Origin of the sequence: Pedococcus badiiscoriae (assembly GCF_013408925.1) — a bacterium.
Taxonomy (GTDB): domain Bacteria; phylum Actinomycetota; class Actinomycetes; order Actinomycetales; family Dermatophilaceae; genus Pedococcus; species Pedococcus badiiscoriae.
Window position 1 is genome coordinate 2942526 of record NZ_JACCAB010000001.1, and the last position, 20206, is coordinate 2962731.

The 20206-nt window shown below is 70.7% G+C and carries 18 protein-coding genes; 16 read left to right on the top strand and 2 right to left on the bottom strand.

The window, feature by feature from the left end; translation table 11 throughout:
- Positions 1–3: 3 nt before the first annotated feature.
- The 3 genes from BJ986_RS13885 to nusB all read left to right on the top strand — a co-directional run bounded on the left by BJ986_RS13885 (position 4) and on the right by nusB (position 2264).
- Positions 4–1119: an alpha/beta hydrolase gene (locus BJ986_RS13885; protein WP_179422591.1), complete on the top strand. Its 1116-nt coding sequence runs from the start codon at positions 4–6 to the stop codon at positions 1117–1119.
- 155 nt (positions 1120–1274) lie between these two features.
- On the top strand, positions 1275–1835 hold the full coding sequence (gene efp, locus BJ986_RS13890) for an elongation factor P (RefSeq protein WP_179422593.1): 561 nt from the start codon (positions 1275–1277) through the stop codon (positions 1833–1835).
- 15 nt (positions 1836–1850) lie between these two features.
- Positions 1851–2264: a transcription antitermination factor NusB gene (gene nusB, locus BJ986_RS13895; RefSeq protein WP_179422595.1), complete on the top strand. Its 414-nt coding sequence runs from the start codon at positions 1851–1853 to the stop codon at positions 2262–2264.
- Positions 2265–2806: 542 nt separating this feature from the next.
- Here nusB and BJ986_RS13900 read toward each other — a convergent pair.
- Together BJ986_RS13900 and BJ986_RS13905 are read right to left on the bottom strand one after the other, a co-directional pair.
- A complete protein-coding gene (locus BJ986_RS13900; protein ID WP_179422597.1) occupies positions 2807–5821 on the bottom strand; it encodes a S8 family serine peptidase in 3015 nt (1004 codons plus the stop codon).
- A gap of 167 nt (positions 5822–5988) precedes the next feature.
- Positions 5989–6324 (bottom strand): hypothetical protein, encoded by a 336-nt coding sequence (locus tag BJ986_RS13905; RefSeq protein ID WP_179422599.1) that lies wholly within the window; start codon positions 6322–6324, stop codon positions 5989–5991.
- 155 nt (positions 6325–6479) lie between these two features.
- Here BJ986_RS13905 and pyrR point away from each other — a divergent pair, with 155 nt between their 5' ends.
- From pyrR to BJ986_RS13970, 13 genes are all read left to right on the top strand, one after another.
- Positions 6480–7160 carry a bifunctional pyr operon transcriptional regulator/uracil phosphoribosyltransferase PyrR gene (gene pyrR / locus BJ986_RS13910; protein ID WP_179422601.1) on the top strand — a complete coding sequence of 227 codons (681 nt, stop codon included), beginning with the start codon at positions 6480–6482 and terminating at the stop codon, positions 7158–7160.
- On the top strand, positions 7157–8131 hold the full coding sequence (locus BJ986_RS13915; RefSeq protein WP_179422603.1) for an aspartate carbamoyltransferase catalytic subunit: 975 nt from the start codon (positions 7157–7159) through the stop codon (positions 8129–8131). Before pyrR ends, BJ986_RS13915 begins: the two co-directional genes overlap by 4 nt.
- Positions 8131–9426, top strand: coding sequence for a dihydroorotase (locus BJ986_RS13920; protein WP_179422605.1), 1296 nt, complete (start codon positions 8131–8133; stop codon positions 9424–9426). Before BJ986_RS13915 ends, BJ986_RS13920 begins: the two co-directional genes overlap by 1 nt.
- The gene (locus tag BJ986_RS13925) at positions 9423–10022 is read left to right on the top strand and encodes a PH-like domain-containing protein (protein WP_179422607.1); all 600 of its coding nucleotides are present in this window, start codon (positions 9423–9425) and stop codon (positions 10020–10022) included. The genes BJ986_RS13920 and BJ986_RS13925 overlap by 4 nt, the downstream gene beginning before the upstream one ends.
- The gene (gene carA / locus BJ986_RS13930) at positions 10019–11287 is read left to right on the top strand and encodes a glutamine-hydrolyzing carbamoyl-phosphate synthase small subunit (RefSeq protein WP_202881260.1); all 1269 of its coding nucleotides are present in this window, start codon (positions 10019–10021) and stop codon (positions 11285–11287) included. Before BJ986_RS13925 ends, carA begins: the two co-directional genes overlap by 4 nt.
- Positions 11287–14628 (top strand): carbamoyl-phosphate synthase large subunit, encoded by a 3342-nt coding sequence (carB, locus tag BJ986_RS13935; RefSeq protein WP_179422609.1) that lies wholly within the window; start codon positions 11287–11289, stop codon positions 14626–14628. The genes carA and carB overlap by 1 nt, the downstream gene beginning before the upstream one ends.
- A complete protein-coding gene (locus tag BJ986_RS13940; protein ID WP_179422611.1) occupies positions 14625–15530 on the top strand; it encodes an iron-sulfur cluster-binding protein in 906 nt (301 codons plus the stop codon). The genes carB and BJ986_RS13940 overlap by 4 nt, the downstream gene beginning before the upstream one ends.
- 11 nt (positions 15531–15541) lie before the next feature.
- Complete coding sequence (locus BJ986_RS13945; RefSeq protein ID WP_238338473.1) at positions 15542–16486, top strand: dihydroorotate dehydrogenase; 945 nt, start codon at positions 15542–15544, stop codon at positions 16484–16486.
- A gap of 17 nt (positions 16487–16503) precedes the next feature.
- On the top strand, positions 16504–17403 hold the full coding sequence (pyrF, locus tag BJ986_RS13950; RefSeq protein ID WP_238338102.1) for an orotidine-5'-phosphate decarboxylase: 900 nt from the start codon (positions 16504–16506) through the stop codon (positions 17401–17403).
- A 113-nt stretch (positions 17404–17516) separates the two neighbouring features.
- Positions 17517–17834 carry an integration host factor, actinobacterial type gene (gene mihF, locus BJ986_RS13955; RefSeq protein WP_179420118.1) on the top strand — a complete coding sequence of 106 codons (318 nt, stop codon included), beginning with the start codon at positions 17517–17519 and terminating at the stop codon, positions 17832–17834.
- Positions 17831–18415, top strand: coding sequence for a guanylate kinase (gmk, locus tag BJ986_RS13960; RefSeq protein ID WP_179420119.1), 585 nt, complete (start codon positions 17831–17833; stop codon positions 18413–18415). The genes mihF and gmk overlap by 4 nt, the downstream gene beginning before the upstream one ends.
- A gap of 73 nt (positions 18416–18488) precedes the next feature.
- Entirely contained in the window at positions 18489–18752 is a 264-nt protein-coding gene (rpoZ, locus tag BJ986_RS13965; RefSeq protein WP_179422615.1) for a DNA-directed RNA polymerase subunit omega, read from the top strand.
- A gap of 38 nt (positions 18753–18790) precedes the next feature.
- Positions 18791–20161: a bifunctional phosphopantothenoylcysteine decarboxylase/phosphopantothenate synthase gene (locus BJ986_RS13970; RefSeq protein WP_179422617.1), complete on the top strand. Its 1371-nt coding sequence runs from the start codon at positions 18791–18793 to the stop codon at positions 20159–20161.
- Positions 20162–20206 lie beyond the last annotated feature (45 nt).

Here is a 20206-nt window from a genome sequence, read left to right on the forward strand (position 1 = left end):
CTGATGGAAATCACTGACGTGAGCCTGCTGGTCCTGTTGGGCCTGGTGGCCCTCGCGCTGTTCGGCCTCGTCGTGGCCGGGGTGCCTCGCTTCCACAACGTCCTGGCGGTTCGCGCCATGCGCGCTGCCCAGGTCCTGCTGCTGAACCTCGTGGTGGTGGCTCTGTGCGGGGCAGTGCTCAACGACCAGTACGTCTTCTACTCGAGCTGGGCGGACATGTTCGGCTCTCGGGCGACGCAGGTGAGGCTCCACCACGGTGGGACGGCCCACCAGGCGATCGCTGCCCAGGTGGCCGGCCCGGGCCTGTCTCACGTCGTCAGCCTGGGCCCGCTTCCACCGCTTCCCCAGCCCGGCTCGCGGCTGCAGACCTACAACGTGGTCGACCATCGCTCGGACGCCCAGGGCCAGGTGCTCGTCTACCTGCCCGTCGGCTACGACCCGACGTCGTCGCGCACCTACCCGGTGGTCCTCGGGCTGCACGGCTTCCCGGGTGGCCCGCAGAGCTTCGTGCGGCTCAGCTTCCTCAAGAGCATCGACTCCCTCACCGCCGAGCACCGGTTCGCGCCGTCGATCGTCGTGATCCCGAGGATCGACACCCCCTCGACCCTCGACACCGAGTGCGTCAACGGTGCCGCGGGTCAGCAGCAGACCGACACCTGGCTCTCCCAGGACATCCCGGCGTGGACGCTGCGCCACTTCCACGTCCGCACCGACCGCACCTCGTGGGCCACCGTGGGGTACTCCTACGGTGCCTGGTGCGCCGCGTCGCTCGCGTTGCGCCACCCTGACGTCTTCGGCGCCGCGGTCCTCCTGCAGGGGTACTTCCGGCCGGACTTCAGCGCCGGGTACGACCCACTGGGCAAGGCGAGCCTCCACGCGTACGACCTGATCGCCCTCGCCCGCAGGGACCCTCCGCCCGTCGCGATGTGGGTGCTCACCTCCCGCGAGGACTCGCTGTCCTACCCCACCACGTCGAAGTTCCTCAGCGTGGCGCGACCGCCCCTCGACATCGTGGCCACCGTGCTCGCCCACGGCGGCCACCGGGCTGCGGTCTTCGACCCGCACATCCCCGACGCCATGGCCTGGCTCGGCCAGACGCTGCCGGGCTTCCACGCGTAGGTGAGCGATTCGGGGGAGCGTGGGGCCGACGGCTAGACTGTCCGCCGACTCCCACCCCGAACCATCCGGGCGTAGCAGGAAATGAAAACGTCCGGGACTGTCGCGCGCTCACGCGCGCGCGGCATACCGGCTGCCTTGAAGAGAAGAGAACACACGTGGCATCGACCAACGACCTCAAGAACGGCCTGGTCCTGAACCTCGAGGGCCAGCTCTGGTCCGTCGTGGAGTTCCAGCACGTCAAGCCCGGCAAGGGCCCGGCGTTCGTGCGGACCAAGCTCAAGAACGTCCTGTCGGGCAAGGTGGTCGACAAGACCTTCAACGCGGGCGTCAAGGTCGAGACCGCCAACGTCGACCGCCGCGACATGCAGTACCTGTACAAGGACGGGTCCGATTTCGTCTTCATGGACGGGTCCACCTACGAGCAGATCCACATCCCCGAGGCGACCGTCGGCGACGTCGCCAACTACCTGCTGGAGAACCAGACGGCGCAGGTCGCCACCCACGACGGGACCGTTCTCTACGTCGAGCTGCCCACCTCGGTCGTCCTCGAGATCACCTACACCGAGCCGGGCCTGCAGGGCGACCGGTCCACGGGTGGCACCAAGCCGGCCACCCTCGAGACCGGGGCGACCATCAACGTCCCGCTGTTCCTCGAGCAGGGCACCAAGGTCAAGGTGGACACCCGCGACGGTTCCTACCTCGGCCGCGTCAACTAACGGAGCCCCGACCCTGTGTCTGCCAGAAGCAAAGCGCGCAAGCGCGCGATCGACCTCCTCTTCGAGGCCGAGAACCGCGGGCTGAACGCTCGCGACCTGCTCGCCGAGCGACTCGCGAAGCCGGTCACCGAGGCTCCGCTCAACCAGTACACCTCCGACCTCGTCGAAGGCGTGGTCGCGCACTGGACCGACATCAACGAGCTGCTCGCGACCTACTCGCAGGGCTGGACCCTCGACCGGATGCCCAGCGTCGACCGCGCGATCCTGCGGCTCGGGGCGTTCGAGGTGCTCTACGCCACCGAGGTCCCCGAGAGCGTCGCCATCGCCGAGGCCGTCGAGCTGGCCAAGAGCCTGTCCACGGACGACTCGCCGAAGTTCGTCAACGGCCTGCTCGGCCGCCTGGCCGAGGTCAAGCCGACGCTCGCCTGACGCGGAACCCTTCGGGTACCGCCAGACGTCACACCGGTATGCCACGGATGAGGTCCGGCTCCGCCAGGCTGCTCACGGCAGCTCTTGTGGCAGGTCTCCTGGCCACGGGGTGCGGCAGCCAAGGGGGCCCAAGGGGCCCAGGGGGCAGCTCGGGCTCGGGCTCGCGTGGGCCCTCGGCATCGCCGTCGTCCTCGACGGATCTCACCACGACGCAGCCCTCTGGTCCGAAGCAGCCCCAGCTCACCATCGAGGGGACCGTCGCGGCGGGGGTCGAGGGCTCGTGCCTCGTACTCAGTGCCGCTGGCCGCGTCTACCTCCTGGTGGGTGACACCACCGCTGTCGTGGCGGGGGAGCGTGTCAGGCTGACCGGCCGGCCGGCCCCCTCCCTGAGGACGACCTGCCAGGCGGGGGTTCCCTTCCAGGTCCAGCAGGTCGAGAAGATGACGCCCGCGCCAGGCGGCTACGCACCTCGGTAGGACGACCTTCGGGGGCCCGGCGAGCGCCGAGCCCCCGAAGGGTGAGAGGTGCGGTTCTGCGGTCGATCAGCCGGTGACCGAGACGACCGTGGAGCCGACCGGGGTGCCGTCGATCGCATGGGACACGACACCGAGGTAGTCGGTCCCCGCGGTCAGGCCGGTCCACGACAGGCCGACCGTCGTGGTCCCGCCGATCACCGCAGCCACCGGGCTGCCCGAGGTCACGGCGAGGCTGCCGCCGGAGGTGGACGGGACCAGCCAGCTGCGCAGGTCGAACGCCGTGCCCGGTGCCGGGACCGCCCACCCGTGGACGACCATGGTGTACGTGCCGTCGGCCGGGTTGGTCAGGGTGATCTGCTCCTTCGTCCCGCCATTGGTGCTCGAGGCGATGATCCGCCCGTCCGGACCCTTGAGGTAGAGGTCCAGGTCGGTGGGATCGGGCAGGACCAGCGACCACTTGGCCAAGGTGACTCCCGACAGGGTGAACGGGATCTGCTTGACTCCCGCGCCGTCGTCAGGGCTCGGGTAGGTCTGGTCGGGGTCCTGGTCGATCGTGCCAGGGTTGTCCGTGGCCGGGACCAGCCCGTGAGGCGTCGCCGTGTAGGCGCCCCTCTTGCCGAACTGGACGCTGAGCGAGGTGCTCCCGCTGGTGCCGCTGCCGGACACCGCGGACGGCGCCTGGATGTCGACTCCCTTCACGGCGATCGGGCTGCGCAGCGAGTAGCCGCCGCCCTCCCAGGTCAGGGACCCGAAGCGCCACTCACCCGACGGTGCCGCGCCGGTGTTTGTGATGGCCACGGTGAAGGAGGCCGAGTCGCCGGCCGCGATGGCCAGCGTCGACGGAGAGACCTTGACCGAGTACCCGGGCGGCGCCGAGATGGACGGCCGGACCGAGATCCGCCGGCCCGACACGTTGGTCAGCGTGCGCGTGACCGTCGTGCTTCCCGGGACGGCCTCGACGCCGATGGCCGCATAGTTGAGGCCGGCAGCTGTCGTCGGGACGCCGGAGGCCGCGAGGTTGGCGCAGGTGGCCGCGGGGTTCCTGAAGATCTCCGGCCCCTCCGCGCAGAGGAAGCCGAGGTACTGGGTGAGCCCGGCGTCGTAGACCAGGCCAGGCTGGAAGGCCGAACCCCGTTCCCGCGGCTGCCCGACCATGGCCAAGCCCGAACCCATGGCGAACGGTCCCGCCTTGCTCCGGCGGTCGTTGTCACGGACGTTCGTGTCAGCCGTCGTCATCAGGGCCGACTTGGCCGCGGCCGCGGACCAGTCCGGGTGGACCTGCCTGAGCAGGGCGTAGGACCCTGCGACGACCGGGCTGGACATCGACGTCCCTGCGATCGCCTGGAAGAGCTCGCCCGCAGGTTGGCTGCCAGGGCTCGGGAACGGCGTGTTGCCGGCCATCACCTGGACTCCGGGAGCACTGATGTCCGGCTTGATGATGTCCCCGGCGGTCGGGTTCTCACCGCGGCTCGAGAAGGCCGCGACGGTCGGCGTCGGGAACGGGGCGGTCGTGATGCCCCCGGCCACCAGCTGGCCTTCGGCGTCGGGCCGAGAGTTGGCCCAGTCGAGGATGGCCTGGCCCGGCGTCTTGTCGACCATGACGGTCGGGACGTAGAAGTTGTCGGTGAAGATGTTGTCGACGTCGTTCTGGTTGTAGAGCACCATCCCGACACCGCCCGCCCGCTGCACCTCGAAGCTCTTGGCGATGCGACCGTTGCTGCCCCGACCACAGATGACGATCCTGCCGGACACCTTGGCGGGGTCCAGAGATCCTGCCGTGCACAGGCTTGGGCTGCTCGCCCCCGCCATCCCGGCCCTCGCCGCGTCGACCATGGGGGCCCTGCCCAAGCCCTTGGTCACCGACCCGCCGACGTACGACTTTCCGTTGCCGAGCTTGACGATCCCGCGGTAGAAGGTGGGATGCGTGGTCGCGCCGACCGCCGTCACCCACGGGACGTCCGCCGGGCCGCCGATCGTCGCGGCGCCAGGGCCGCTGTTTCCGGCTGACACCGCGGTGAGAACGCCCGCGTCTGCAGCGAACAGGAAGGCGATCGTGTCTCCCGAGACGGTCTGGGCACCCCCGCCGATCGAGTAGTTGATGACGTCGACCCCGTCCGCGACGGCCTGGTCGATGGCAGCGGAGAGGTCGGAGGTGAAGCCACCGCCGTCGCCGAGGGCCTTGTAGGCGATGACCTGGGCGCGCGGGGCGATCCCGGAGATGACGCCCTTGCTGACGCCGGAGATGCTCGCGTGGACGTTGGCGTCACCGGCCGCGGTCGATGCCGTGTGGGTGCCGTGGCCCTCGTTGTCGCGCGCCGAGTCGAACTCGTGCGGGGTCAGGCCTGCGTTCGCCTTGTAGGTGTCGAGGAACTCGCGCGCGCCGACGAGCTTGTTGTTGCACGTGAACGGCTTGTCGTTGGGGTTCCACGCTGTGTTCCCGAAGGCGCAGGCGGACCGCCCGCTGGAGTCGAGCTTGGGCGCGGGCGGCAACGTGCCGTCGTCGGCGAAGCTCGGGTGCTCGGGCCAGATGCCTGTGTCGATGACACCGACCAGCACCCCCTGTCCCGTGACGCCCGAGGCATACGCGTCCCCCTTGCCGGTCAGGCCCAGGAAGGCGTTGAGCCCGTTGACCGCCCCGGAACCCTGCTCGCCCTGATGGTCGTCGTTGCGCACCGCTGTGGGCTGGCGCAGCTCGTCGGGCAGGACCAGCGCGACGTTGGGGTTGTGCGCCATGGCGTCGGCGCTACGCAGGTCGGTGCGGACCGCGAACCCGTTGAGGGCGTTGCTGTAGTCGGACGTCTTGCGCGACGACGCCACCCCCGCTGCCCTGAGGACGGCCTCGTGGCTGGCCCTGAGGGCCGCCTTGCGCTGCTTGGCCCTGGGCGTGCCGAGGTCCTTGGTGGCGATCGAGCGCACCAGCGGGTCCGCCTTCATCACGACGATGTAGCTGCCGGTCTTGCTCTTGACGACCCCCGAGCCCAAGGCGCTGGCCCCCGGCGACGAGGTCGCCGCCCAGCCTGGTGTGGTGGCGACGCAGAGAGCTGCTGTTGCAGCCCCTGCCATGGCGATAATGCGTCTCACGTCATCTCCTCCCGTCCGGTACGCGTACCGGAGCCAGCCAACGGACAGGACGTCCCTGTACGGAGTGACCTGATTCCCCCCGACCGTCCCTGGCCGGAATCTAGACCCGTTCACGCCACCCCACACCTCGAAAAGTCGCCGGGGAGCCGGGAGCCCTCTGGTCGGGCTCAGGGCTCGCAGAGGAAGGGGCCCCGCGGACCGCCGTGGTAGTGCCAGGAACGGCCCGCGGCCTCGAGCCGGGCATAGGCGCCGTCGACGGGGACCTGAGGGTAGGCCATTCCTGGTTGAGGGCACCCGCAGGAGTGGTCCGACCACGTGACAGACCCCAGAGCCGTCACGAGGACCGTGTCGACGGGCAGGTGGAGGCGGGTGGCCAGGTCGGCACGGGCGAGTTCGGCCCAGTCGAGCAGCTCTGGGTCCACCCCGTCGACCACCACGCGCTGGCGGGGCGGGCGAGCGACCGGTAGGTCCGCCGCGGGCCGCAGGACATCTTCGCCGCTCATCCATCCACGGTAGTAGTCCCGGCCGCCCTGGCAATGGACTCCTCTCCCGACACGTGGCCACGTTGCCAGGCGAGAGGCGAGGGGCTGTAGAGTCATCGACGAACGACATCCTTTAACGACCTGTCCCGTGAGGCAGGGAAGGAGGTCCTGGCGCGATGCGTCCTGACTTTGCTGCACCCTCGGCGGTCGACCCCGACGGCCCCGTCGCCCCCTCCGTCGATGCTGCCCCCTCCGCTGACGCTGCCGCGTCGGCCGACGCAGCTGTCCCCGGTGACGCTGATGTCCCCGATGAGGACTCGCGCACGGTCATGACCGAGGCCGACGTGTCCCGGGTGCTGCGACGCATCGCCCACGAGATCCTCGAGCACAACAAGGGCGCGGCCGACCTGGTCGTCCTCGGCATCCCCACCCGGGGGGTCGCGCTGGCTCGCCGCCTCGCCACTCTCATCGGGGAGGTGGAGGGCGTGCCTGTGGCGGTCGGCGCTCTCGATGTCACGATGCACCGTGACGACCTGCGCAGGCAGCCGACCCGCAGCCCCATGCACACCGACATCCCCGTGTCCGGGATCGACGACAAGGTCGTCGTGCTCGTCGACGACGTGCTCTACTCCGGTCGCACCGTCCGCGCGGCCCTGGACGCCCTCTCCGACCTCGGCCGCCCCCGGATCGTGCGGCTGGCCGTGCTCGTGGACCGGGGTCACCGCGAGCTGCCGATCCGAGCCGACCACGTGGGCAAGAACCTGCCCACCTCGAGCACGGAGAAGGTGCGCGTGCGCCTGAGTGAGCCGGACCAGGTCGAGGACCAGGTCACCATCGCCGGAGGGGAGTCCCGATGACCGCCACAGCGATGACCGAGACGCTCACCCGTCGGCACCTGTTGTCGTCCGCGGACCTGAGCCGCGACCAGGTCCGGGCCATCCTGGACACCGCCGCGGAGATGCACCGCGTGCAGCAACGCGAGGTCAAGAAGCTCCCGACCCTGCGGGGACGCACGGTGGTGAACCTCTTCTTCGAGGACTCCACGCGCACGCGCAGCTCGTTCGAGATCGCGGGCAAGTGGCTGTCTGCCGACGTCATCAACATCAGTGGCAAGGGGTCGTCGACCTCCAAGGGGGAGTCGCTGCGCGACACCGTCCTGACCGTCGCAGCGATGGGCGTGGACGCTCTGGTGATCCGGCACCACGCGAGCGGAGCAGCCGAGCAGGTCAGCCGGTGGGTCGACGCGCACGTCATCAACGCCGGCGACGGCATGCACGAGCACCCGACCCAGGCGCTGCTCGACGCGTACACGATGGAGCGCCGGCTCGGTGACCTCGAGGGTCGGCACGTCGTCATCGTCGGCGACCTCACCCACTCCCGCGTGGTGCGTTCCAACCTCATCACCCTCAAGACCCTCGGCGCCCGGGTCACGCTGGTCGCCCCGCCCACCCTGATGCCCAGCGGCATCACGACCTGGGCGCGGACCGACGGGTTCGAGCTGAGCAACGACCTCGACGCCGTGCTGCCGACGGCGGACGCGGTGATGATGCTGCGGGTCCAGCGCGAGCGGATGAGCGGCGGGTTCTTCCCGACGGCACGGGAGTACACCGTCGGCTACGGGCTGACCCGGGCACGGCTCGACGCGCTCACGACAGCCAACCCGGACGCCGTCATCTGCCACCCCGGGCCGATGAACCGCGGCCTGGAGATCGCGGCCGACGCGGCCGACAGTGCCCAGTCGCTCATCCTCGACCAGGTCAGTGCCGGCGTCGCCGTGCGGATGTCGGTGCTCTACCACCTGCTTGCCGGCGTAGGAGAGGAGAGCTGATGGCCGCGCTGCTCGTCACGGGGGCGAACCTGCTCGGGTCCGGGGCCCAGGACCTGCTCATCGAGGACGGGGTCATCACCGAGGTCGGACGGCTCAGCGCCAAGGGGCAACGGCACCGCGACGTCCTCGATGCCGACGGCCTCGTCGCGCTCCCGGGCCTGGTCGACCTGCACACGCACCTGCGCGAGCCCGGCCGTGAGGACGCCGAGACCATCGCCTCGGGTTCGGCCGCCGCCGCGGTCGGTGGCTTCACGGCGATCCTCGCGATGGCCAACACCAGTCCGGTGACCGACACCGCCGAGTCGGCCGAACGCATTCTCGACCTGGGTCGGGCGGCAGGCCTGGTCGACGTCGTCCCGGTGGGCGCGGTCACCAAGGGCCTCGCGGGCGACGAGCTCGCTGAGCTCGGCCTCATGCACCGGTCGAGGGCCTCGGTCACCGTCTTCTCCGACGACGGGCACTGCGTGCACGACGCCCGCGTGATGCGCCGGGCCCTGGAGTACGTGCGCTCCTTCGGTGGCGTCGTCTCGCAGCACGCCCAGGACCCGCACCTGGCGGGTCCCCAGGCGTGCGCCCACGAGGGAGAGCTCTCCGGCCGCCTCGGCCTGCCCGGCTGGCCCGGCATCGCCGAGGAGTCCATCGTGGCCCGGGACGTCATGCTCGCGCGCCACACCGGCTCGCGGGTGCACATCGCCCACGTCTCCACCGCCGGTACCGTCGAGGTGGTCCGCTGGGCCAAGGCCCAGGGCATCAACGTGACCGCCGAGGTCACCCCCCACCACCTCGTCCTCACCACCGACCTGCTGTCGGGCTACGACCCGACCTACAAGGTGAACCCGCCGCTGCGACCCCAGGAGGACGTGGACGCGCTGCGCGCCGCGCTGGCCGACGGCACCATCGACGCGGTCGCGACGGACCACGCGCCGCACGCCCGCCACGACAAGGAGCACGCCTTCGTCGACGCGGCATTCGGCATGCTCGGCCTCGAGACCGCCCTGTCGGTCGTCAGCGACGTCATGGTCGGCGGCGGGCTGCTCGACTGGGACGGGGTCGCGCGCGTCATGTCGGTCGCTCCGGCGAGGATCGCCGGGCTGGCCTCCCACGGCCAGCCGCTCGCCGTGGGATCGCCCGCCCACCTGACCCTGGTCGACCCCACCGCGACGGTCACCGTCGACCGCGGCTCCTCGCTGTCGTTGTCGCGCAACAACCCCTGGCACGGCAGCACCCTGCGCGGCGCGGTCCACGCCACCGTCTTCGCCGGCCGTGTGACGGCCCAGAAAGGAGTCATCGCGTGACCCGTCTCCAAGCCGTCGGCGTGATGCTCGTGGCCCTCGGCCTGATCTACGCCCTGCTGTATGCCGCGTGGTTGCGCAAGGGGCGCGACCACGCGTCGGCGGCCATCGCCGCCGAACGCACCCGGATGGCGAGCGACCACGACAAGGAGGCGTCTGCCGTCAAGGAGAAGCCGGCGCAGGTCACCGCCGAGGGGACCTACGTCAGCACGACGACCGCGCAGAGCAGGCTCGAGCGGGTCGCCGTCGAGGGCCTGGGCAACCGTGCCAAGGCGACCATCATCATCAGCCGCGGTGACGTCGACGAGCTGGTCCGCATCGACCGGCAGGGTGAGTCCAGCGTCATCATCCCGGCCGGCCGGCTCCTCTCCGTCCGACGGGACCGCGGCATGGTCGGCAAGTTCGTCGGGGCCCCGCGTCTCGTGGTGCTCCAGTGGCGCGCCGAGAACGACGACATCTACGAGACCGGCTTCCTGCCGCGCTACAAGGCGGACGTCGACCGCGTCGAGTCGGCCCTGTGGTGGCACACCGGCGACACGTCGGATGCCCTCCGCGAGCCGCCCACCGATCAACACACCGAAGGAACGACGACATCATGAGCGCCGCTGCACACGGATTCGACGCTGCCGGATTCGACGCTGCCGGATTCGACGCCGCCGGATTCGACGCCGCCGGGTTCGACTTCGACAGGGTGCTCGACAAGGAGCTCGCCAGGGAGCCTGCCGTCCTCGTCCTCGAGGACGGTCGCGTCTTCCGGGGCGACAGCTACGGCGCCACGGGTCAGACGGTGGGCGAGGCGGTCTTCTCCACGGGGATGACCGGCTACCAGGAGACCCTGACCGACCCGAGCTACCACCGGCAGGTCGTGGTCATGACGGCCCCCCACGTCGGGAACACCGGGGTCAACGACGAGGACGACGAGTCGAGCAGGTTCTGGGTCGCCGGCTACGTCGTGCGAGACCCCGCCCTGCGGCCCTCGAGCTGGAGGTCCACGAGGTCGCTCGAGGACGCCCTCGTCGACCAGGGTGTCGTCGGGGTCTGCGGCATCGACACCCGCGCCCTGACCCGGCACCTGCGTGAGCGGGGTGCGATGCGAGTCGGCATCTTCTCGGGCGACCGCGCCACGGCGCCGGTGGCCGAGCTCGTCGCCGCCGTGCGGGAGGCCCCCCTCATGAAGGGGGCGGCCCTCGCGGCCGAGGTGAGCACCGAGCAGGCCTATGTCGTGCCGGCGGTGGGCGAACGGCGCTTCACGGTGGCCGCTCTCGACCTCGGGATCAAGGCGATGACCCCAGCGCTGATGGCCCAGCAGGGCATCGAGGTGCACGTCCTGCCGGCGGCGTCCACGATCGAGGACATCCGCGCGGTGGGGGAGGCCGGCCCCGACGGCGTGTTCTTCTCGAACGGGCCCGGCGACCCGGCCACTGCCGACGCCGAGGTGGCCGTGCTGCGCGAGGTGCTCGACGCACGGATCCCGTTCTTCGGCATCTGCTTCGGCAACCAGCTGCTCGGGCGCGCGCTGGGCTTCGGCACCTACAAGCTCAAGTACGGCCACCGCGGGATCAACCAGCCGGTGATGGACCGCAGCACCGGCAAGGTCGAGGTGACGGCCCACAACCACGGCTTCGCCGTGGACGCCCCGCTCGACGGGGCGGTGACCGCACCGAGCGACGGTGACGGCACGGCATACGGGCGGGTGCGCGTGTCGCACGTGTGCCTCAACGACGACGTGGTCGAGGGGCTGGAGTGCCTCGACCTGCCCGCCTACTCGGTCCAGTACCACCCGGAGGCTGCGGCCGGACCGCACGACGCGGGCTACCTGTTCGACCGGTTCGTGCAGCTCATGGAGAAGGGAAACCGCGCCTGATGGCGAAGCGGGAAGACATCAAGAGCGTCCTGGTCATCGGGTCCGGACCGATCGTCATCGGCCAGGCCTGCGAGTTCGACTACTCGGGCACGCAGGCCTGTCGGGTGCTGCGCGAGGAGGGCATCCGGGTGATCCTGGTGAACTCCAACCCCGCCACGATCATGACCGACCCGGAGTTCGCCGACGCGACGTACGTCGAGCCCATCACCCCGGAGGTCGTCGAGGCGATCATCGCGCGGGAGCGGCCCGACGCGGTGCTCGCGACCCTGGGTGGGCAGACTGCCCTCAACTGCGCGATCGCCCTGCACGAGGCCGGCGTCCTGGAGAAGTACGACTGCCCGCTCATCGGCGCCAACGTCGAGGCCATCCAGCTGGGGGAGGACCGCGAGAAGTTCAAGGGCGTCGTGGAGCGCTGCGGCGCCGAGTCGGCCCGGTCGATGATCTGCCACTCGATGGACGAATGCCTCGGTGCCGCAACGGAGCTCGGCTACCCGGTCGTCGTACGCCCGTCCTTCACCATGGGTGGCCTCGGGTCGGGCTTCGCCTACGACGAGGCCGACCTGCGGCGCATCGCGGGCGACGGTCTGCAGTACTCCCCGGTCACCGAGGTGCTCCTCGAGGAGTCGATCACCGGCTGGAAGGAGTACGAGCTCGAGGTGATGCGCGACCACGTGGACAACGTCGTCGTCGTGTGCTCGATCGAGAACCTCGACCCGATGGGCGTGCACACCGGTGACTCGATCACCGTGGCCCCCGCACTCACCCTGACCGACCGCGAGTACCAGCGCCTGCGCGACATCGGGATCGCGATCATCCGCGAGGTCGGGGTCGACACCGGCGGTTGCAACATCCAGTTCGCGGTGAACCCCGTCGACGGTCGCATCATCGTCATCGAGATGAACCCGCGCGTGTCGCGGTCGTCGGCCCTGGCCTCCAAGGCGACCGGGTTCCCGATCGCCAAGATCGCCGCGAAGATGGCCATCGGCTACACCCTCGACGAGGTGCCCAACGACATCACGCGGGAGACGCCTGCCAGCTTCGAGCCCAGCCTGGACTACGTCGTCGTCAAGGTGCCGAGGTTCGCCTTCGAGAAGTTCCCGGCGGCAGACCCCACCCTGACCACGACGATGAAGTCGGTGGGCGAGGCGATGTCCATCGGCCGCAACTTCACCGAGGCCCTCCAGAAGGCGCTGCGCTCGATGGAGCGCAAGGACAGCACGTTCCACTGGGACGGCCCGACGCCGAGCCAGGAGCAGGCCCGCACCCTGCTGCACATCGCGAGGACGCCGACCGACGGGCGGATCGTCACCGTCCAGCAGGCGATGCGCGGTGGGCTCTCGGTCGAGGAGGTCCACGAGGCGACGGGCATCGACCCCTGGTTCCTCGACCAGATGGCGCTCATCAACGCGATCGCCGACCGGGTCGTCGCTGCACCCGAGCTGACGCCGGCGGTGCTGCGGCTGGCCAAGCGACACGGCTTCAGCGACGGACAGCTCGCCTCGCTGCGCGGTATGCCGGAGGCGGTCGTCCGCGGTGTGCGGCACGCGCTGGGGGTGCGGCCGGTCTACAAGACGGTCGACACCTGTGCGGCCGAGTTCGCCGCCACGACGCCGTACCACTACAGCACCTACGACGAGGAGACCGAGGTGGCGCCGCGCGAGAAGCCCGCCGTCATCATCCTCGGCAGCGGCCCCAACCGGATCGGCCAGGGAGTCGAGTTCGACTACTCGTGCGTCCACGCCAGCTTCGCCCTGCGCGACGCGGGCTACGACACCGTCATGGTCAACTGCAACCCCGAGACCGTCTCCACCGACTACGACACCAGCAGCCGGCTGTACTTCGAGCCGCTGACCCTCGAGGACGTGCTCGAGGTCGTTCACGCCGAGCAGCAGGCCGGCCCGGTCGCCGGGGTCATCGTCCAGCTGGGTGGCCAGACACCCCTGGGCCTGGCCAAGGCGCTCAAGGAGGCCGGCGTGCCCATCGTCGGCACCAGCCCCGAGGCCATCGACCTCGCCGAGGACCGTGGCGCCTTCGGACGCGTCCTCGCCGAGGCCCAGCTGCCGGCACCCAAGCACGGCACGGCCTACAGCGCAGCCGAGGCGGTGGAGGTGGCCCGCGAGATCGGCTACCCCGTGCTCGTGCGGCCCTCCTACGTCCTGGGCGGACGCGGCATGGAGATCGTCTACGACGACGAGACCCTGGCCACCTACGTCACCCGGGCGACCGTGGCGAGTCCCGAGCACCCGGTCCTGGTCGACCGGTTCCTCGACGACGCGATCGAGATCGACGTCGACGCGCTCTACGACGGCAGCGAGATGTACCTCGGCGGGATCATGGAGCACATCGAGGAGGCCGGCATCCACTCCGGGGACTCGGCCTGCACCCTGCCGCCGGTGACGCTGGGCGTGGCCGAGCTGGAGCGCGTCCGCGAGGCGACCCTGCGGCTGGCCGAGGGCATCGGCGTGCGCGGCCTGATGAACGTCCAGTTCGCGCTGGCCCAGGACATCCTCTACGTCCTGGAGGCCAACCCCCGGGCGTCGCGCACCGTGCCGTTCGTGGCCAAGGCGACCGGGGTGCCGGTCGCGAAGGCGGCGGCCAGGGTGATGCTCGGGGCGACCATCAAGGAGCTCCGCGAGGAGGGCCTGCTGCCACCACAGGGCGACGGCGGCTCGATGCCCAGCCACGCACCGGTCGCGGTCAAGGAGGCGGTGCTGCCCTTCAAGCGGTTCCGCACCCGCGACGGCCAGGTCGTCGACAGCCTGCTCGGCCCGGAGATGCGCTCGACCGGCGAGGTCATGGGCATCGACCAGGACTTCGGGACGGCGTTCGCCAAGGGAATGCTCGCGGCCGGCTCAGGCCTGCCGCGCGAAGGGCGCATCTTCGTGTCGGTGGCCAACCGTGACAAGCGGGCCATGATCTTCCCCGTCAAGCGCCTCGCCGACCTCGGCTTCACCATCGTCGCCACGACGGGCACCGCGGATGTGCTGCGGCGCAACGGGATCCCGTCCCAGGTCGCCCGCAAGCACAGCGAGCGCGACGCCGGGGACGAGAGCATCGTCGACCTGATCCTGGCCGGCGAGATCGCGATGGTCGTCAACACCCCGAGCGGTCCCAACGCGCGGGCCGACGGCTATGCCATCCGCGCGGCCACGACCTCGATGGACCGGCCGATCGTCACCACCGTGCAGGAGCTGGCCGCGGCCGTCCAGGGCATCGAGGCCCAGATGCAGGGGGAGTTCACCGTGAAGCCGTTGCAGGAGCACGCCCGGGACCTCGACCTCTTCGGCACGGGCACGGGCACCGGCCCGGGCACAGCCACGGGGACGGGTGGGGTCGCGTGAGCGCGGCGACCACGCGGCATACCTCGCAGGGCAGTGGCGTCGTGCAGGTGACCGGAGAGCTCATCGCGACCCGACGGGTCGGCGCCTACCACCACCTCACGTTCGTGGCCCCGGGGCTGGCCGAGCTGGCCCGTCCCGGCCAGTTCGTGGCCCTTGCGGTCGGTGGCGACACCAGCGCCACCCTGCTGCGCCGGTGCTTCTCGATCCACAAGGTCAGTCCGTCGGGCACCTATGGCGGCACGGTCGACGTCGTGATCTCGGCCGTCGGGCCGGGCACCCGGTGGCTCAGCACGTTGCGAGCGCACGACGAGGTCGACATCGTCGGCCCGCTGGGTCGCCCCTTCCCGCTGCCCACGGAGCCGGTGGCGTGTGTACTCGTGGGAGGTGGCTACGGCAGCGCGCCGCTGTTCTGGCTCGCCGAGGCGTTGCGCGAGCGTGGCTGCCACGTCGAGCTGGTCCTGGGGGCGGCCACCGAGTCCAAGCTGTTCGGGGTCCTCGAGGCGCGTCGGTATGGCGATGGTGTCTCGGTGACGACGGACGACGGCTCGGCGGGGACGAAGGGCTGGGTGTCCGACGTGCTGCCGGACGTCATCCGGCGCACCTCTGCTGCCGTGGTCTACGGCTGCGGCCCGATGGGGATGCTCAAGTCGATCACGGACGTCGCCACCGCCGAGGGGGCCGTCGCACAGGTCGCCGTCGAGGAGTCGATGGCCTGCGGTGTCGGCGTGTGCATGACCTGTGTCATGCCGGTGACCGGCAACGACGGAGCCACCCGGATGGTCCGTTCCTGTGTCGAGGGCCCGGTGTTCCGGGGCGACCGGGTGCGGTGGGACGCCTTCGTCGACGGCGTGTGCCGCGTGCCCGCCGACACGGTCGGAGCACCGCGGGTGGGTGGCCACTGATGCCGGTGGACATGTCCGTGCGTCTCGGGTCCGTGACGCTGCCCAGCCCCATGATGACCGCCTCCGGCTGCGCGGCGAACGGGCGCGAGCTGGCGCGGTTCTTCGACATCCGCGAGCTGGGGGCCTTCGTCACCAAGTCGGTGATGGCTGACCCGAGGTCGGGGCGCGGCACTCCGCGGATGGCTGAGACCCCAGCGGGCATGCTCAACTCGATCGGCCTGCAGGGGCCGGGCATCTCCGCGTTCGTCGACAAGGACCTGGCGTGGCTCAAGCAGGCCGGTGCCCGGACCCTGGTCTCCATCGCCGGCAACACCAGTGGCGAGTTCGCCGACGTCGCGGCGACGCTGCGCTCCAGTGACGCCTTCGACGCCGTCGTGGGCGTGGAGGTCAACATCTCGTGCCCCAACGTCGCCAACCGCGGCCTCGTGTTCGCCTGCGACCCGATGGCCAGTGCCAAGGTCGTCGCCCTGGTGCGTGAGCAGCTGCCGCGCGACACCCCGGTCTTCGCCAAGCTGACTCCCGACGTGACCGACATCGTCGGCGTCGCGCAGGCCTGCGTGAAGGCGGGCGCCGACGGGCTCACCATGATCAACACCCTGCTCGGCATGGTCATCGACACCGACCGGCTGCGCCCCCAGGTGGCCGGGGTGACCGGCGGGCTCTCCGGTCCGGCGATCCGGCCGGTGGCCGTGCGTGCCATCTGGCAGACCCGCGCCGCGATGCTGGAGGGGCGGCTGCCGACGGTGCCGATCATCGGCGTCGGGGGCGTGCGCAACGGGCGGGACGCCCTCGAGCTGGTCGCGGCCGGAGCGAGCGCCGTCCAGGTGGGGACTGCCACGTTCAACGACCCCAACGCCCCCGTGCGGGTGGGTCGTGAGCTCGCAGAGCTGTTGCAGGACAAGGGATTCGAGCGGCTCACCGATGCGGTCGGCGTCGCCCACGGGAGGCTGGCGTGAGCATGGAGGATGTGAACATGGACGACGCGAACATGGACGACGCGAGCCTGCGGGACGTGGGCCTGCAGGAACCGACGTTCGGACAGCGCCTGCGCGCCGCGATGGACGGCTACGGCCCGTTGTGTGCCGGCATCGACCCGCACCGCGCCCTGGTGGAGTCGTGGGGTCTGCGATACGACGTCGACGGCCTCGCTGCCTTCACGGACACGTGCGTCGAAGCATTCGCCGGGCATGTCGGCGTGGTGAAGCCGCAGTCCGCCTTCTTCGAGGTGTTCGGGTCCGCGGGGGTCGCCGTCCTGGAGGGTGCCGTCCGGGCGCTGCGGGAGGCGGGCACCCTCGTGATCCTGGACGCCAAGCGCGGTGACATCGGTTCGACCATGGCGGCCTATGCCGAGGCCAGTCTCGGCAAGGACGCGGTCGCGCCGGCCGACGCGGTCACGCTGAGCCCCTACCTCGGGTTCGAGTCACTGCGTCCGGCGCTCGACCTCGCGGCCCAGACCGGGCGGGGTGTCTTCGTCCTGGGTCTGACGTCCAACCCCGAAGGCCGGACCGTCCAGCACGCGCGACTGCGGGACGTCAGCGTCGCCGAGTCGATGGTGGCCGGTGCGGCCGCCGAGAACGCCGGGGCGCGCGAGCGCGGGCAGCTCGGCAGTGTGGGGCTCGTCGTCGGGGCGACCGTCGGCTCGGCCGTCCAGGAGCTCGGTCTCGACCTGGCCGGCGCGGCGGCGCCCCTGCTTGCTCCCGGGGTGGGGGCGCAGGGTGGCACGAGCGAGGACCTGCGTCGCGTGTTCGGCGATGCCCTCCCCAACGTGCTCCCGTCGAGCAGCCGTGAAGTGCTCAGCGCCGGACCTGACGTGGGCGGCCTGCGCGATCGGGCGGTCCGCACGAGCGAGTCGCTGGCCGCCCTGCTGCGCTGACGACGACCCGCCCGGGAGCCTCGACGGGAAACCCGGCGGCGCGGTTGCTAGAGTCGGAAGAGATCACCGAGACACGAACCCGTGCCGAATCCGCTTGCGCAAGGAGTACCACCGTGGCCCTTCCCCCGTTGACCCCGGAGCAGCGTGCCGCGGCCCTCGAGAAGGCTGCGGTAGCCCGTCGCGAGCGTGCGGCGGTGAAGAACCGCCTGAAGTACGCCCAAGGTTCGCTCAAGGAGGTCATCGCCGACGGCAAGGCCAACGAGGTCGTCGGCAAGATGAAGGTCTCCGCGCTGCTCGAGTCGATGCCCGGCGTGGGCCGGGTCCGCGCCCGCCAGATCATGGAGGAGGTCGGCATCTCCGAGAGCCGCCGAGTCCGCGGCCTGGGTGCCAACCAGATCTCCGCGCTGCTCACCCGCTTCGACGAGGCGTGAGCCGACCCGAACCCGTCGGCGAGGACCGCCCCCGGCGGCTCGTCGTGCTCGCCGGACCCACGGCAGTCGGCAAGGGCACCCTCTCGGCCTACGTGCGCGACCACTTCCCCGAGGTCTGGCTCTCGGTCAGCGCCACCACCCGCAGGCCGCGGCCGGGCGAGGTCGAGGGTGTCCACTACCACTTCGTCGACGAGCCCGAGTTCTCCCGGATGGAGCAGGCAGGCGAGCTCCTCGAGTCCGCCGTGGTGCACGGTCGCAACCACTACGGCACCCCACGCGCCCCGGTCGAGCAGGCCCTGCGCGAGCACCGGATGGCCCTTCTCGAGATCGACCTGCAGGGCGCCCGGCAGGTCCGGGCGACCATGCCGGAAGCGCTCTTCGTGTTCCTCGCGCCGCCCAGCTGGGACGAGCTGGTGCGCCGACTGGTCGGTCGCGGGACCGAGGACGCGGAGGAGCGCGAGCGCAGGCTGGACACCGCGAAGGTCGAAATGGCCGCCGAGGACGAGTTCGACGTGACCATCGTCAACGACGACGTTCGTCGTGCGGCCGAAGAACTCGTATCATTGATGCGATCCCACTGACCGAACAGCTGCCCTTGTCCCCTCGCAGCTGCCTCTGACAACAGCTGCACCTGACAACAGAAGCGAGTACCCCGTGTCTGGAACCGTCGCCAACCCGATCGGCATCACCAACCCGCCGATCGACGACCTGCTCACCAAGGCCGACTCCAAGTACGCCCTGGTCATCTACTCGGCCAAGCGCGCCCGCCAGATCAACGCGTACTACAGCCAGCTGCAGGAGGGCCTGCTCGAGAACGTCGGCCCGCTCGTCGACAGCCAGGTCCACGAGAAGCCCATGTCGATCGCCCTGCGCGAGATCAACGAGGGCCTGGTCACCTCCGAGCCGATCGAGGGCTGAGCCCGGAACGGGACGGACGAGAGCGGGGGACAGGCGCAATGGCGCGCATCGTCCTGGGAGTCAGCGGCGGGATAGCGGCCTACAAGGCGTGCTCGCTGCTGCGCCTGCTCACCGAGGCGGGCCACGACGTGACCGTCGTGCCGACCGAGTCGGCACTGCAGTTCGTCGGTGCCCCCACCTGGGAGGCGCTGTCCGGCAAACCCGTGCACACCGGGGTCTGGGAGTCCGTGCACGAGGTGCCTCACGTGCGGCTCGGGCAGACCGCGGACCTGGTCGTGGTCGCGCCCGCGACGGCGGACCTGCTGGCCAGGGCCGCCCACGGCCTGGCCGGTGACCTGCTCACCAACGTCCTGCTGACCGCGCGGTGCCCCGTGGTGATGGCTCCGGCCATGCACACCGAGATGTGGGACCACGCGGCCACCCAGGCCAACGTGTCGACGCTGGCCGAACGCGGCATACACATCATCCCGCCCGCGTCGGGGCGCCTCACCGGCGCGGACTCGGGGCCAGGGCGCCTTCCCGAGCCCGAGACGCTGTATGCCGTGTGCGAGCGGATCCTGGCGCACCCCGCTCCCCACTCGACCAGGGCCACCGCGGCCAGTGCCGCCGCGGCCAGTGCCACCTCGGCCACGACGTCCCAGGCCACGACGTCCCAGTCCATGACATCCCAGTCCACGACGTCCCAGGCCACGACGTCCCAGTCCACGACATCCCAGGCCACGACATCCCAGCTGGAGGGGCGCAGGGTCGTCATCTCCGCCGGGGGGACGCGCGAGCCGATCGACCCGGTGCGGTTCCTCGGCAACCGCAGCTCGGGCAAGCAGGGCTACGCCCTCGCCGTGGTGGCCGCCCGTCGGGGGGCGACGGTGACCCTGGTTGCGGCCAACCCCTCCCTTCCCACCCCCTCGGGCGTGACCGTGGTGCCGGTGTCCACCGCCCTGGAGCTCCAGTCCGCCGTCGAGCGCGCCGCCAAGGACGCCGACGTCGTCGTGATGGCTGCCGCCGTGGCGGACTTCCGCCCCGCGCAGTACGCCGACGCCAAGATCAAGAAGACGCACGACCCGGACCAGCCCGACGCCGCGCCGACGATCCAGCTCGTCCGCAACCCGGACATCCTCGCCGGGCTCGTCGAGGCGCGCGGCGAGGAGGCCAGCCCAGTCATCGTCGGGTTCGCGGCGGAGACGGGCGACGACCGGGGTGGCGTCCTCGAGCACGCCCGCGACAAGCTGGCGCGCAAGGGCTGCGACCTGCTCGTCGTCAACGAGGTGGGGCTGGACAAGACGTTCGGGCAGGACGAGAACACCGTCCACATCCTGCGGCTGGGGTCCAGCCACGTCACCGAGGCGGGACCGGCGTCCAAGGAGCTGGTGGCCGCCGCAGTGTGGGACGCCGTCCAGGAGATTCTCTGACCTAGGTAGACTCTCGGGGTTGCGCGACATGTCCGTCGTCGCGCA

Coding starts and splice junctions, on each gene's coding strand:
- BJ986_RS13885 (WP_179422591.1), top strand. CDS start 4: ATGGAAATCACTGACGTGAGCCTGCTGGTCCTGTTGGGCCTGGTGGCC.
- BJ986_RS13905 (WP_179422599.1), bottom strand. CDS start 6,324: ATGAGCGGCGAAGATGTCCTGCGGCCCGCGGCGGACCTACCGGTCGCT.
- pyrR (WP_179422601.1), top strand. CDS start 6,480: ATGCGTCCTGACTTTGCTGCACCCTCGGCGGTCGACCCCGACGGCCCC.
- BJ986_RS13915 (WP_179422603.1), top strand. CDS start 7,157: ATGACCGCCACAGCGATGACCGAGACGCTCACCCGTCGGCACCTGTTG.
- BJ986_RS13920 (WP_179422605.1), top strand. CDS start 8,131: ATGGCCGCGCTGCTCGTCACGGGGGCGAACCTGCTCGGGTCCGGGGCC.
- carA (WP_202881260.1), top strand. CDS start 10,019: ATGAGCGCCGCTGCACACGGATTCGACGCTGCCGGATTCGACGCTGCC.
- carB (WP_179422609.1), top strand. CDS start 11,287: ATGGCGAAGCGGGAAGACATCAAGAGCGTCCTGGTCATCGGGTCCGGA.
- BJ986_RS13945 (WP_238338473.1), top strand. CDS start 15,542: ATGTCCGTGCGTCTCGGGTCCGTGACGCTGCCCAGCCCCATGATGACC.
- pyrF (WP_238338102.1), top strand. CDS start 16,504: ATGGACGACGCGAACATGGACGACGCGAGCCTGCGGGACGTGGGCCTG.
- BJ986_RS13970 (WP_179422617.1), top strand. CDS start 18,791: ATGGCGCGCATCGTCCTGGGAGTCAGCGGCGGGATAGCGGCCTACAAG.